Origin of the sequence: Frankia gtarii (assembly GCF_025403375.1) — a bacterium.
GTDB lineage: Bacteria > Actinomycetota > Actinomycetes > Frankiales > Frankiaceae > Frankia > Frankia gtarii.
This window is the reverse complement of the sequence record NZ_JAMPTM010000072.1, coordinates 13053-27080: the sequence shown is the minus strand read 5'-3', so window position 1 is coordinate 27080 and position 14028 is coordinate 13053. Positions and strand designations below refer to the sequence as shown.

The window sequence follows — 14028 nt, the reverse complement described above, 5'->3', positions numbered from 1 at the left end:
ACCAGCCCCTTGACGGGCACCCCGCGCCACCCCACCGGGCCCACTCCGATCACAGGCGCGCGTGGTGCCCGTCAAGGGGCTGGTATAAACCCCCAAAAATTGGTAGGAATGTCTCTATACCTGCGGGGTATTGGGGGTCCGCTCGCGGGCCGCCCGGCACTCGGCGGTTGGACGGACCCGCCATCTGGCACCCCACCCACCGCCGGCCCGATCTCGGACAGGTTTCCTTGACACCGTGGCCTGCATGGCCACTGTGGATGTCACACTCGATGGGGGGACGGGCTTCGTCGGGGCCGGCTCCGCGCAGCCCGAAGCCCGACACCCGGAGGGGGGCCAACTAGTGGTGACCGACCCAGGTCTGCTCCACTGGCGTGACCCGGTGGCCGACATCGGCCACCTTGCCGAGATCGCCGACCGGGTCCGAGCGCGCGTCGAGACGGTCATCGACGGCAAGTCCGAAGCGATCACCACCGCCCTGGTGGTGCTCCTCGCCGAGGGTCACCTGCTCATCGAGGACGTCCCCGGGGTGGGCAAGACCATGCTCGCCAAGGCCCTCGCCCGCTCGATCGACGCCCGGGTGCGGCGCATCCAGTTCACCCCCGACCTGCTGCCCAGCGACGTCACCGGCGTCAGCGTGTACAACCAGGGCACCCGGGACTTCGAGTTCCGCCCCGGCCCGGTGTTCGCCAACATCGTCGTCGGCGACGAGATCAATCGGGCCGAGCCCAAGGCACAGTCCGCCCTGCTGGAGTGCATGGAGGAGCATCAGGTCACCGTCGACGGGGTCACCTACCGGCTGGAGTCGCCGTTCATGGTCATCGCGACCCAGAACCCGGTGGAGATGGAGGGCACCCGGGCGCTGCCCGAGGCGCAGCGGGACCGGTTCACCGCGCGGATCTCGATGGGCTACCCCTCCCCAGCCGCCGAGATGGCGATGCTCGACAACCACGGCAACGCCAACCCCCTGACGGGCATCACCCCGGTCACCGACGCCGCCGAGATCGCCCGGCTGATCGCCCTGGTGCGCACCGTCCACGTGTCCGCCGAAGTGCGGCACTACATCGTCGACCTGGTCGGCGGGACCCGGGTGCATCCCGAAATCGCGCTCGGGGCGTCCCCCCGGGCGGCGCTGCACCTCATCCGGTCCGCGCGCGCCCGCGCGGCGCTGGACCAGCGCGCCTTCGTCCTGCCCGACGACGTCCAGGAGATGGCAATCCCGGTGATGGCGCACCGCCTGCTGCTACACCCGGAGATCATGCTCTCCGGTGAGCCCGCCACCGAGGTCGCCTCCCGGGTCCTCACCGAGGTCCTGCACCGGATCCCCATTCCCCGGCCCGGCACGGCACGCCCGGCCCGGCCCGGCCGTTAGAGATCCGTGTGCGGGACTTTGTCGCGGCGCTACGCGGCCTGACGATCCGCGGCCGGTCCTTCCTCGCCGCGGGGGCGGCGTGCGCCGTGTCCGCGATCGTCCTCGGCGAGCAGGACCTGCTGCGCATCGGGCTGCTCATCGCGAGCCTGCCGGTACTCGCAGCGGCGGTCGTCTGCCGCACCCGCTACCGGCTGTCCTGCACGCGCCGGCTCGAACCGCGCCGGGTCACCGCGGGTGACCGGGTCAGCGTGCGCATCCAGCTGGAGAACGTCAGCCGTTCGTCATCGTCGGTGCTGCTGGTGGAGGACACAACGGGTTCCGGTCTGGGCGGCGGCGCCCGGTTCGTGCTCGACCGGATCGAGCCCGGCGGCAGCCGTGACCTCTCCTACGCCCTGCGCGCGTCGGTCCGCGGCCGCTACCAGATCGGACCGATGGCAATCCGGCTCAGCGATCCGTTCGGTCTCTGCGAGCTGTCCCGCAGCTTCCGCAGCCTGGACGAACTGATCGTCGCGCCCGCGATCGAGCGGTTGGCGCCGGCCCGGTCGGGCGTCGCGGCCAGTGTGAGCAACGAGCTGCGCCGGGCCACCGGCCTCGTCGGCGAGGACGAGACGACCACCCGCCCGTACCGGTCCGGCGATGACCTGCGCAGGGTGCACTGGAAAACGACGGCCCGCAGCGGCGAACTGATGGTCCGGCGCGAGGAGCACCCGCAGTCCGGCGCCGCGGCGATCCTGCTCGACACCCGGGAGCGGGCCTGGCCGGACTCGGGCCCGGCGTCGGCGTTCGAATGGGCGGTCAGCGCCGTCGGCGGGATCGGGATTCACCTGGTCCGCGGCGGCTACCGGGTCCGCCTGCTCACCGACCGGGGTCCGGTCACGACCACGGCCGGCGCGACCGCCTCCGGGCTGCTCGACGAGCTGGCCACGCTCGTCCCGGCCGACGCGGAGTCGCTGCACCCGGCGCTCACCGCGCTGCGTCGCCCGGGGGGCGACCGGGGTGGGCTGCTCGTCGCCGTGCTCGGCCACACCGAGACGGCCCTGGCGACGACGCTGGCCGGACTACGCGCGCGCCGCGCCCCCGCGATCGCCGTCCTCGTCGACGTGACGAGCTGGAACCCGCACCCGTCGGCCGCCGCCGACCTCATCTCGGCGCGAGCGGTGCTGACCCGCGCCGGCTGGGCGGTCCTCGTCGCGCGGCAGGGCATGAGCCTCGCCTCGGTGTGGCCGCGGGTGACGGCGCTGGCGAGCCAGTCGGGATACGCCGGTGCCCGCCGCACGGACGTTGGCGGGGTCGGCGGGCCAGCCGGGGCCGCCCGGGCCGCGGGCCAGCCCGGGGTCCCGCGCCGGGCGGCCCGGTGAGCGTCCGCCCGGTTCCCACCGTCGTCGCCGCGGCCGCCTGCCTGCTGTCCACCAGTGCACTGACCCGGCTGTTCGACGGGACGCTGTGGTGGATGCGGCCGGTCGTGATCGCCACGGTCGTCGCCGTGGCGACCGCGACGCTCGGCCGGTTGCTGCGGCTGCCGGTCGCGGCCGGCTTCCTGCTCAGCCTCGCCGGGCTCGTCGCCACCGTGACCGCACTGTGCGCCCGGGGGACGGCGCTGGCCGGGGTGGTACCGACCGCCGGCACCGTGCGGACGCTGCGCGCGCTCATCACCGACGGCGGTTCGGACATCTCTCGGCTGGCGGCGCCGGTGCCGCACCGGCCGGGGCTGGTCGTCCTGACCGTCGTCGGCATCTACCTCGTCGTCATCGTCGTCGATCTGATCGTGGTGACGTTGGACCGCCCGGCCCTCGGCGGGCTGCCGCTGCTGGCCCTGTACGCGGTGTCCGCGGCGATCCTGCCCGGCGGGGTCGGCACCGTCCCGTTCCTGCTGGGGGCGGCGAGCTTCGTCGCGCTGCTGCTGCTGGACGGCCGGTTGGCGTTCGGTCGGTGGGGCCGGACGGTGTCCGACACTCGGCGCGGAAGCGGAAGCGGCGAGCGTGAGGGCCTCGGCGGTCGGCTCACCGTGAACGCGCTCGGGGTGGCGCTCGCCGCACTGCTGGTAGCCATCGCGGTGCCGCTCGGCCTACCGTCGCTGGACGGCGAAGGGCTGGTGTCACGCAAGGGCGGTTACGGCGCCGGGGACGGGCCGAGCTCAGCCAGTGTCGTGCAGCCGATCGTCTCGGTGAGCCAGCAGCTGCACGCCAGCAAGCAGGTCCCGCTGCTCAGCCTGCGCTCGCAGACCCCGCGGTACCTGCGGCTGACGGCGTTGGAGAACTTCGACGGGCAGCTGTTCACCCTGCGGGCGCTCAACGCCACCCGGGACAACCGGGTCAGCGAGGGACTGCCGAAGCCGCGGCTCGGCGGCACCACGGCGGAGGTCAGCGCGGACATCGCGGTCACCGGCCGGTTCAACGAGCTCTACCTGCCCGTCCCGGGCATCCCCACCCGGATCAAGGGGCTCACCGGCGACTGGCGGCTGGCCGCCCCGACCGGCACGATCTTCTCCACCCGGACGTCGACCGCGGGCGCGCGTTACCAGGTCGACGCGACCGTGCCGACCCCCACCCGGGCCCAGCTGGAGGCCGCGAGCGGGCGGTCCCCCGCCGACCTGGCCGTGGACACCGCGCTCCCTGGCAACCTCGACCCCCGGCTGCGTCAGCTCGTCGAGTCGGTCACCGCGGACGCGCGCACCCCGTACGCGAAGGTGTACGCGATCCAGCAGCACCTGCGCGGGCCGCTGTTCACCTATGACCTGACGGGCGCGCCGACCACCCAGGAGGGCGCGCTCGCCGAGTTCCTCTTCGAGTCGCACCGGGGGTACTGCGAGCAGTTCGCCTCCGCAATGACGGTCCTGGTGCGGATGCTCGGCCTACCCGCCCGGGTCGCCATCGGTTTCGTGCCCGGCGAACGGCAGCCGGACGGCAGCTACCTGATCACGAACCGGCAGGCACACGCCTGGCCGGAGGTGTGGTTCCCCTCGGTCGGCTGGGTGAGCTTCGAGCCGACCCGCCGCTCAGACGGGGCGACGGCGGCGCCCTCGTATGCGCCCGCGGGCATCGACGACCCGGACGGGGCGGCCGTGCCACCGGGGCAGGAAAGTTCGGTCGGGGCGCAGCCGGAGCCCCAGCCGGTGCCGGTTCCGGTGCCCAGCGCCGGGGCGAGCCCCGACGATCCGACCGCGACGCAGCCCCCGGCCGCGGGCGAGGACGCCGACGCCTCCGGGGGCATCCCGGCCTGGGTGATCTGGCTGTGCGCGACCGTACCGCCGGCGGCGGCCCTGCTGGTCACCCCGGCGATCATCCGGCTCCGGCGGCGGCGGGCCCGGCTGCGGCGCGGCGGCGCCGACGGCGTGGCCGAGCCCGGCGCCGGCCCGCCTGGCCGGGCCGGCGCACAGGCCGTCGACCAGGTGCACGATGCCTGGGCGGAACTGCTCGACGTCGCCTCCGACCTCGGCATCACGATCCGGGTCAGTGACTCGCCGCGGACCGGGGTTGCCCGGCTGACCGCCTACCTGGACGCCGAGCCCGCCCCCGGGCCGGGGTCCGATCCCGCGGCCGACCCGCCGGCCGATCCCACCGCGGCGGCTCGGCCCGACCGGACCTCGGCCGACCCGGCCCCGACCGACCCGCCGTACGCGCAGGCCCGCGAGGCGCTGGCCCGGCTGGCGGCCGCGGAGGAGCGAGCTCGCTACGCACCCCTGGAACTCGCCGACCCGCCGCCGCACGACGAGACGAGGCGGGACGTCGCCACCGCCTCCGCGACGCTGTGGGCGGTCGCCCCGCGAACCCGTCGGGTCATGGCCCGCCTCGCGCCGCCGTCGGTGTTCCACCGCCGCGATCCGGACGGGCCGGGCCCCGATCGCGCCGGACGGCTCCGCCGATACCTCCGGTGGCGTCCCACGGGCGCCGGACCGGACCGCCCCAGCGGCGACGGCCCGGATACTGCGGCGGTGGACGACGAGGCCGACACCCGCGCCGCCCCGCAACCGGCGCACAGCGGAGGATCGAGCCCCCCAGCCAGGCTGTAGAGATGCAGTAGAGACGCCCTACATCGCGTCTCGGTTCGGCCGACCTGCTCGTTCTAGGACCGGTCCTCCCAGCGGCGCCGCCAGCGCTCCTCGACCCGTTCCATGAAGGACGCCTTCGTCCGGGATCGCCCCTTCGACCGGCCCCGGCCGCCGGGTCGGCGGCCGCCCGTATCCCGCCCGCTGATGCGGCGCAGGTCGGCGGCCCCACGCAGCGCGGCGAACAGCATCATCAAGAACCCGAGGATGCCAAGGATGACGGTGAGCGGCACCTGGTTGAGCACCACGCCGACCACCAGGACGGCGAGCCCGAGCAGGAAGACCACCGCGCTGCGGCGCACCCGACGCAGCAGGTACGTGCGGGGGTCCGTCGACCGCACCGTGCTGGCGAACTTCGGGTCATCCTCAACGAGGGCGCGCTCGATCTGCTCCAGAAGGCGCTGCTCGTTCTCCGAGAGCGGCATCGACGCTCCTCCCACGACCTACAGGCCCGGCAGACGGAACCTGACAACCAAGAATAGGCATGCGCGGGCGGGTGCGGTAGGCAACCCGTCATGCCGGTTGGAACCGAGCCAATCACCTCACCTGTCCCGTGCCCGAAGCAGCGCCGTTCATACCCGAACACGCGGCCGTCACGTCGGGCCCGGCGGGAGCCCCGCGGGCCGGTCGAGCAGGGACGCCAGGCCCACCGCATCCGCGCCGAATCGGTCGCGCGCCCGGTCGGCGACCCGGTCCAGCTCCGCCCAGCCCTCGGGCCGCTCCCCGAGCAGCAGCTGCCTGCTTCCGGCCCCCGCGTCGACGAGGTTGCCGGCTCGCACCCCCAGCAGGCGCACGGCCGTGACCTCCGCGGCGGCGCCTCGACCGCTCCCGAGTAGTCCCAGGTCCGCCACCAGGTCTGTCGCCGTGGAGTAGATCACCTGGGACACGTCGGTGCCATCACGTAGCGTGCGGGCACGGGTAACGGTCCGGAAGTCGGCGTAGCGCACCTTGACCGAGATCGTCCGGGCGCGCCGGTGCCGCTGCCGCAGCTGGCCGGCCACCCGTCCGGACAGGCGCAGCAACTCCCGGGCGAGCGCAGCCCGCTCGGTGACGTCGGTGGCGAAGGTCCGTTCGGCGCCGACGGTGACCTCCGTGCTGACGGGATCCACCCGTCGCTCGTCGATCCCCCACGACAGCCGGTGCAGGTGGGATCCGGCGGCATCCCCGAGGGCCCGGCACAGCGTGTCCACCGGGGTGTCCGCGATGTCCCCGATCGTGCGCAGTCCCAGCCGGGTCAGGGTGGCCTCCGCCCGCGGGCCGACGCCCCACAGCGCCCCGGTCGGCAGCGGATGCAGGAAGGCGAGCACCTCCTCGGGGGCGATGACCGCGAGTCCGTCCGGCTTGCACCGGGTCGAGGCGATCTTGGCGACGAACATCGACGGCGCGACGCCGACCGAGCAGGTGAGGTTCTGCTCGGCTGCCACCCGGCGGCGGATGTCGGCCGCGATCCGCGGCGCCGGCCCGAAAAGTGCCCGCGCGCCGGTGACATCGAGGAAAGCCTCGTCGACCGACAACGGCGCGACCAGCGGGGTGACATCACGAAAGATCTTCATGATCTCGACCGAGGCCGCCCGATACGCGGCGTGGTCGGGCGGGACGACCACCGCGGTGGGGCACCGTCGCAGCGCCCGCGCCATCGGCATCGCACTGTGGACCCCGTACGCCCGGGCCTCGTAGCTCGCCGACAGCACCACGCCACGCTCGCCCCCCGCCACGATCATCGGCCGGCCGCGCAGCTCGGGTCGGCGGCGCAGTTCCACCGAGGCGAAGAAGGCGTCCATGTCGACGTGCAGGATCGTGCTCTCAGCGCGCATGGGGCCCCGTGCCACCCGGCCTGCGGGCGAGGACGTGCAGCTGCGCCGCCAGGTCCCGAAACGGCTCGCGCCCGGCGGCCGCGAGCTCCAGGCGCAGCAGCCGCCGCGTGGCCAGGGAGTCGAGCAGGCGCTCCCCCGGCACCAGATCCACGAAGATCCGTACTCCGTGGACGTCAAGCACCTCCGCACCCGCGGCCCGGACCAGCGCGGCGGCCTCGGTGGTGGTGAACCGCCGAGGCACCCGCCCGCCGGCCCGGTCCCCGCCCGCCGACGAGCCGTGATCCACGCTGGGCGGCCGGTGCGCAGGGGGCACGTCCTCGACGAGTGCCGCGAGGGCGTCGTCGAAGTGCCCGGCCAACGCCCGGGCGAGCACCGCGGCGGCGAGTCCGGCCACGACAACGCTGAGCGCGCCGCCGGGACGCAGCACCCCCAGCGCGTGGGCAAGCGCGCTCTGCGGGTCATCCACGACGTCCAACACCGAATGGCACAGCAGCAGGTCGGCCTGCCCGGCGCCGACGAGGTCGGTCAGGTCATGCAGGTCTCCCTGCATCGCGGTGACCCGCCCGTCGAGCCCCCGCTCGGCGGCGCGCCGTCGCAGGGTGGCCAGCGCGTCCGGCGAGGGGTCCACCACGATGACCGGATACCCGGCTGCCGCAGATCGCCGCCGGTGACATGGCCGGCCATCAACATCGACTCCTCCCCCTGGCCGCCCGCCGCGGTTCCCGCGGTCGGGCGCGGGCGGGTCAGCGGCCCACGACGAGGCCGATGGCGACGCCGACCGCGAGCCCGCCGACCGACAGTCCCAGGATCCACAACACCCAGGCATCCCGGCGGGCCACGGCGGACGGCGCGGTCCGGTGTGCGCTGTGGTGCCGGATCTCGGAACCGGTGAGAGCCATCGATGATCTCCTGTTTCGTCACACGCAACATCCCAAGAGATAACCGATAGTGAACGACAACTACGCTGCGTGCAACAGTGACGAGAGGATCAAGCGAGTAGATCATTGGACGTCCCGAGGCCGGAGGTGAGGGCGACCGGCAGTGGCCACATCCGCCAGGGCGGCCAGTGCCGCCGAACCGGCCACGGCCGGACTAACCTCGCCGCGGCGGGACGGCCGCGGCGTCGGCGGGACCGGTGCCCGCGAGCACCGGCTGGGACGGCAGCCCCAGCGCGCCCTCGACGGCGCCGATGAACTGGTCGACCTGACGGATCAGGTCGTCGGCCTCCCGCCGGCCCACCACGTTCAGGCCGGCCTCGGCGGCCGCCCGCAGGCCGGCGCCCGCCGCGAAGAAGTCCGCCCATTCGGCGAGCTCTGGAGCCACCCGCACGAGCAGGCACCAGGCGCTGGCCGGTCGGCCCCGCCGGCCCGGTCGGGGCCGCGCCCGGTCCGCCAGCACGGCGGCGGCGGCCCGAAGGGCGGCGAGATGGGCCAGGGCGTACCGCTCCCCGGCCCGGGGGGCGTACTCCGCCTCTCCGAGACCGCGCCGGGCGGCGGTAAGCAGCTCGTCCCGGCAGCGGTGGGGCAGCCCCGCGGCGGGCAGGAGGGCCCGTCCGGGCGGCCCGCCGGATGCTCCACTCCCGGTCGACGTACCCTCCGCCCCGACGGCTCTGTTTGTGGGGCCCGCGCCGCTGACGGATCGACTCACGACGGCCATGACACCCTCCCGGAATCGAACACAGGTTCGAACACCTGGAAGGTAACCCCCTTCCGGCCGGCCCGTCAAACACCCAGGTCTCGAACACGCGAGCGAGCCGGCTCGTCGGCGGCGCACTCGAGCAGGCGCAGGAACCAGGCCAGCACGAGCAGCGCCACCACGTCGGGCAGCCAGCCCAGGCGCGGGTCCGGGATATCCCCCCGGCAGGTATCCCCCGGACCCGCCTCCGACGCCCGGACCATCCGGGCGACCCGGGTGACCACCGGGTCGAGCAGGTCGGGATCGACCATGACGAGCGCCGTCCCGTCCAGGGCGAACCGGATGATGTTGACCTCGCGGTGCCCCACCAGCCCGCTGGCGAACTCGCCGCGGGTCGGCGTGAGCCACCGCAGCTCGCAGCCGTCCGCCAGGCGCACCCGACCGCCGACCCGGTCCGCCACGAAGGCCGCGACCGGCACCCGCCCCATCGGCTCGACGAGCCGCACGCCCCGGCCGTCGAGGTCCGTCTCCAGGACGAACGGACGCCGGGCGGCCATCAGCTCGACCCGCCCCCGCGACGCCCAGTCGGCGAGCACCGCCTGCTCGTCGGTCTCCACCTGTACCTGCGGGACCGCGTTGTGCCGGCTCGCCGAGACGACCCGGAAGACCAGCTCGTGTGGCAGACCGCCGGCCCGCCGCGGGAGGACGTCCGCCCCGGCCGGCTCCGCCCCGGCCGGCTCCGGCCCGGCGGCCACGGCGAGGGGTCGCGTGCAGGTCACGGGGCGTCCCCCGACCGCCCCGGCGCGCAGCCCCGGCGCCCCCGCCGGAGTCGGCGCGCGCCGCGGCGCGCTGGGCCGTCGCGACAGGATCCTCGCCACCGTGATCGCCATGATCCCGACACCTCCACACCACGCCGGCCGACTACCGGCGGTCCGTCGTCCTCGGTTCTCGCCGCCCTGAAGTGCACAACAGGAGCGTCAATGGCTAATGCACGCACGGTCACACCAGACGTTGAGCGGGCGTTGAGAGACTCCGTGCGCCGCGGCGGCATCGCCGCGGACGGGGACCTGACGCGGAACCGACAGCATCTGCCGGGGATCGATGGTTGCCGCGGGTTCCCCTGCGGGCGCACGCTGCGATAAACAGACATCACTCGGGGTCCGTGATGACACTCGGAGCCGTGACGGAGAGGACCAGATGCCCGACCGCGACAGCCTGCAGTTCGCCATCCTGGGTCCGCTGGAGGTCACCGCGGCCGGGGCACCCGTCACGCTGGGCGGCGCCCAGCGCAAGGTCCTGATGACCGTCCTGCTACTCGAGGCCGGCAAGGCCGTGCCGATCCCCCGGCTGATGGAGGTGATCTGGGGCGACTCGCCGCCGGAAAAGGCGCTGCGCACGCTGCGCACCCACGTCAGCGAGCTGCGGCGGGTGATGGCGGACGGCAAGCCGCCGCGGGTGCTGCTCCGCAAGGGCGCCGGCTACCTGCTCGACGTGCGGGCGGAACAGATCGACGCCGAGCGGGTGCGGCGGCTGCTGGCGCAGGGCCGCCGCGCGGTGGACGACGGCGACCCCGTGAGCGCGATCGCCCCGCTGCAGGAGGCCCAGTCACTGTGGCGCGGGCCGCCGCTGGCCGACGTCGCCGATCATCCGTTCGCGCACGGCTACGCGGTGGCACTGGCCGAGCTTCAGCTCGACGTGGCCAAGACGCGGATCGCCGCCGACCTGTCCCTGGGTCGGCACCGGGAGGTCATCGGCGATCTGCGGATGCTGGTCGAGCGCCACCCGCACGACGACGGCCTGCGCCGGGAGATGGTCGTCGCCTTCTTCCGGGACGGCCGGACCGAGGATGCCGCCCAGGCCTGCCGGGACGGCCTGGAGGCCCTGCACGAGCGCGGGCTGGACTCCCCGATGCTGCGCCGCCTGCAGGAGGACGTGCTGCGCGGGGCATCGAGCCTCACCTGGGCTCCGCCGCGATCGCTGGGCCGCCCCGCCCAGGTCGCACCCGCCGGTTCCGGCAGCTACCAGCTGCCACCGGACGCCCCGGAGTACACCGGGCGGGACACCATCCAGGCCCGGGCGCACGCCGTGCTCACCGATCAGACGACCCTGGCCCGGGGCACCGTCACGGCGGCCTTCGCCGGCAAGGCGGGCGCCGGCAAGACCGCTCTGGCCGTGCACATCGCGCACCGCATCCGCGCCGGGTTCACCGACGCCCTGTACGTGGACCTGCGCGGCACCAGCGAGCCGTTGGAACCGTCGCGGGTGCTCGCCCGGTTCGTCCAGGCGCTCGGGGTCAGCCGGGCCGCGGTGCCGACCGACGCCGACGACCTGGCGGAGATGTACCGGGAGCTGCTCGCCACCCGCAAGGTCCTGATCATCCTGGACAATGCGGCGGGTGAGGCGCAGCTGCGCCCGCTGATGCCGACGAGCCCGGGCTGCGCCGTGCTCATCACCAGCCGGTCTCGGCTGCCCGGGCTCACCGTTCCGTACTGGATGGTCGACGTCCTCATCCCCAGCGACGCGGTGGAGCTGCTGTCCAAGGTGGTCGGGGCGGCGCGGGTCGAGGCCGAGCCCGAGGCTGCGCGCGACATCGTCGGCCTGTGTGGGTACCTGCCGCTGGCGATCCAGATCGCCGGGCGCAAGCTGGCGGCACACCCACACTGGCGCCTGGCACGCCTGGCCGGCCGGCTCGCCAACGAGCGCGACCGGTTGTCCTGGCTGGAGGTCGGCGACCTGGAGATCCGGGCCAGTTTCCTGCTGAGCTACGAGGGTCGACCGGGCGACGAGCAGCGCGCCTTCCGGCTGCTGTCGCTGCCCGCGGTCAACGACTTCGCGCCGTGGGCCGCCGCGGCCGTGCTCGACGTCGATCTGGACGAGGCAGAGGACGTCGTGGACCGCCTCGCCGACGCGCAGCTGCTGGAACGCCGCGGCGTCGACGCGACCGGCACGGAGCGCTACCGATTCCACGACCTGCTGCGGGTGTTCGCCCGAGAGCAGGAGACCGGCGTCGGAACCGCGATCGGCCAACTGGCAGCGACGGCGCCGGCCCACCCGGGGTCCCTGGGCGGGGAACCGGCGGGGGACGGCCGCACCTTCGGGCCCCCGGCGGCCGCGCCCGAAGGTGGCGCCGGCGCCGGCGCCGCGCGTGACCACGGCGCCATCGACGCTGCGGAACTCGAGGATCCGCCGACGATGTCCGGTGAACACCGAGCGGCGCTGAGCCGACTGCTGTACGCCTATCAGGTGATGCTGCGTGAGGCGGTCGACACCTTCAGCCCCGGGCGCGTTCGGACCCTGTCCGCCGACGGGCCGGACGCCGGCTTCGCCGCGCAGGCCGCCGCCCGGTTCGCCCGCGCGGACCTCGCCAAGGTCGTCCGCCGGCCAATGGTCTGGTTCGGCGGGGAGCGCTCGAACCTGCTCGCCCTGATCGAGCAGGCACAGGCGACCGGGCTCGATCAGCCGACCTGGCTGCTCGCCGCCGAGGCCGCGGAGTTCTACGCGTTCGCGGCGCACTGGAGCGACTGGGCGCGAACCCATGCCCTGGGCCTGGCCGCCGCCCGCCGCACGGGGCACCGACTCGCCGAGGCCGAGCTGCTCACCAGCCTTGGGGAGCGGGAGATCATCCTGACGTTCGAGGAGGCGTTCTGGCGGCTGGACTCCGCCGGGAGCGACCCGGACGGCGAGCCGGCGGTGGCGGTCACCCAGGACGCGCTCGAGCGCCTGACGCTGGCCACGGAACGCTTCACCCGGGCGCGGGAGATCTTCGCCGCGTTCGGCGCGGAGCTGGGCGAGGCACGGGCCGTACGCGGGCTCGCCGACGCCTGCCGCGGTCGCGGCGAGTTCGCCGCGGCGCTGGCCCAGTTCGAGACCTGTCTGGGGACGATGCGACGGACCGGGGCCCGCCGCATCGAGGCGGAGACGCTGGTCGCGGTCGCCATGACCCACGGCGACCGCAAGGAGCTCACCGACGGCATCACCTGCCTGACGATGAGCCTGTCGATCGCCCGGGAGCTCGCCAACCGGCCACTGGAGGCGCAGGCCCTGCGGCGGCTGGGCGATCTCTACCGCTACCGGCAGCGCCCCGAACAGGCGCTGACGGCCTACACCGAGAGCCTGCCGCTGCTGGCCGAGCTGCCCGATCCGCTGTGGGAGCCGCGCGTGCTGGTGCGCCGCGGTGACATCCTCGCCCAGCTCGACGACTCCCCCGCGGCCCGGCGCTCCTGGCAGCAGGGCATCACGCTGCTGCGCCAGCTGGGCTCACCGGAGCTGGCCGCCGCCGAGGCACGGCTGACCGCGCCGGTCACCACCGAGCCGACCCAGTTCACCGGCGGCCGGCTGCTCGGCGCGTTCGACCCGGCCTACTTCATCGGCCGGGTGACCGCTTCGCGGCGCAGCGTGCGGTTACTGAACACGTGGACGGACCTGGTCTCCGCGCCGCACCGGGACGCCTTCACCGGCGCGGTGCTGGCGGCGGTCGACGCCGGGGCGATCGTCCAGATCCTGCTGCTCGACCCGGATTCGCCGGCCGCGGCGGCGCGGGCCGCCGACCTGTCGCACCGCGTCGACGTACCCGCCGAGATCCGGGCGAACCTGCTGGTCCTGGACGGGCTGCGGGAGCGGCTCACCCCGGTCCTGCGTCCCCGCCTCGCCGTTCGGCTCTACGCCGAGCAGCCGCTGACGACCTACCACCGCTGGGACTCCGGCGCGCTCGTGTCGAGCTTCCCGGTCGGCTACTCCTCCGCCGCCGCGGCCCAGCACGAGGCGACGATCTCCTCGACCCTCGTCCAGTTCGTCGAGCAGCATTTCGAGCGGCTGTGGAGCCCGGAGGGCAGCACCGCTCTGGACGACTACCTGCGCGTGCCGTTGCAGGTAGTCCGGGCGGACGCCGGCACGCTCGACGTGCGCGCCGAGTTCGTCCGCCTCGACGGGGCGGTGTACATCGCCGCCCCGGAACTGGCCGCGCTGCTACGCAGCGGCGGCCCGGATGGCCTGGTCTCGGTGGTGGCGGGCAACGGTCGGCACGCGCTGTCCGGCATCGGCCACGCCCGGGTGGTACCCCTGCGGGACGACGCCGGCGCCGGGGTGGTGGCCACGGCCTTCACGCAGAAGTACGGGGCCGTCCGCGACGGCCTGCTGCGACTGTCTTCGGTGCGGAGTTGAACGCG

Annotated in this window: 10 protein-coding genes; 4 read left to right on the top strand and 6 right to left on the bottom strand. The window is 74.3% G+C overall.

Going from position 1 to position 14028, the window contains the following annotated elements; translation table 11 throughout:
- Positions 1 to 340 precede the first annotated feature (340 nt).
- The 3 genes from NBZ83_RS13155 to NBZ83_RS13145 are packed head-to-tail and all read left to right on the top strand — an operon-like array spanning position 341 to position 5378.
- Entirely contained in the window at positions 341 to 1369 is a 1029-nt protein-coding gene (locus NBZ83_RS13155) for an AAA family ATPase (RefSeq protein ID WP_261570922.1), read from the top strand.
- A gap of 8 nt (positions 1370 to 1377) precedes the next feature.
- Positions 1378 to 2727, top strand: coding sequence for a DUF58 domain-containing protein (locus NBZ83_RS13150; RefSeq protein WP_261575029.1), 1350 nt, complete (start codon positions 1378 to 1380; stop codon positions 2725 to 2727).
- A complete protein-coding gene (locus tag NBZ83_RS13145) occupies positions 2724 to 5378 on the top strand; it encodes a transglutaminase TgpA family protein (RefSeq protein ID WP_261575028.1) in 2655 nt (884 codons plus the stop codon). Before NBZ83_RS13150 ends, NBZ83_RS13145 begins: the two co-directional genes overlap by 4 nt.
- 53 nt (positions 5379 to 5431) lie before the next feature.
- On the opposite strand, the gene NBZ83_RS13140 is transcribed toward NBZ83_RS13145, so the two are convergent.
- The 6 genes from NBZ83_RS13140 to NBZ83_RS13115 all read right to left on the bottom strand — a co-directional run bounded on the left by NBZ83_RS13140 (position 5432) and on the right by NBZ83_RS13115 (position 9753).
- Positions 5432 to 5839, bottom strand: a complete 408-nt coding sequence (locus NBZ83_RS13140) for an SCO2097 family morphological protein (RefSeq protein WP_261570919.1) — start codon at positions 5837 to 5839, stop codon at positions 5432 to 5434.
- Positions 5840 to 6007: 168 nt separating this feature from the next.
- Entirely contained in the window at positions 6008 to 7228 is a 1221-nt protein-coding gene (gene dinB / locus NBZ83_RS13135; protein ID WP_261570918.1) for a DNA polymerase IV, read from the bottom strand.
- Positions 7218 to 7859, bottom strand: coding sequence for a class I SAM-dependent methyltransferase (locus NBZ83_RS13130; RefSeq protein WP_261575026.1), 642 nt, complete (start codon positions 7857 to 7859; stop codon positions 7218 to 7220). The genes dinB and NBZ83_RS13130 overlap by 11 nt, the downstream gene beginning before the upstream one ends.
- Before the next feature lie 112 nt (positions 7860 to 7971).
- Complete coding sequence (locus NBZ83_RS13125; RefSeq protein WP_261566351.1) at positions 7972 to 8127, bottom strand: hypothetical protein; 156 nt, start codon at positions 8125 to 8127, stop codon at positions 7972 to 7974.
- 193 nt (positions 8128 to 8320) lie between these two features.
- Complete coding sequence (locus NBZ83_RS13120; protein ID WP_261566350.1) at positions 8321 to 8884, bottom strand: SAV_6107 family HEPN domain-containing protein; 564 nt, start codon at positions 8882 to 8884, stop codon at positions 8321 to 8323.
- A 65-nt stretch (positions 8885 to 8949) separates the two neighbouring features.
- A complete protein-coding gene (locus NBZ83_RS13115; protein WP_261566349.1) occupies positions 8950 to 9753 on the bottom strand; it encodes a hypothetical protein in 804 nt (267 codons plus the stop codon).
- A gap of 307 nt (positions 9754 to 10060) precedes the next feature.
- On the opposite strand from NBZ83_RS13115, the gene NBZ83_RS13110 reads away from it, so the two are divergent.
- Positions 10061 to 14023: an AfsR/SARP family transcriptional regulator gene (locus NBZ83_RS13110; RefSeq protein WP_261566348.1), complete on the top strand. Its 3963-nt coding sequence runs from the start codon at positions 10061 to 10063 to the stop codon at positions 14021 to 14023.
- Positions 14024 to 14028 lie beyond the last annotated feature (5 nt).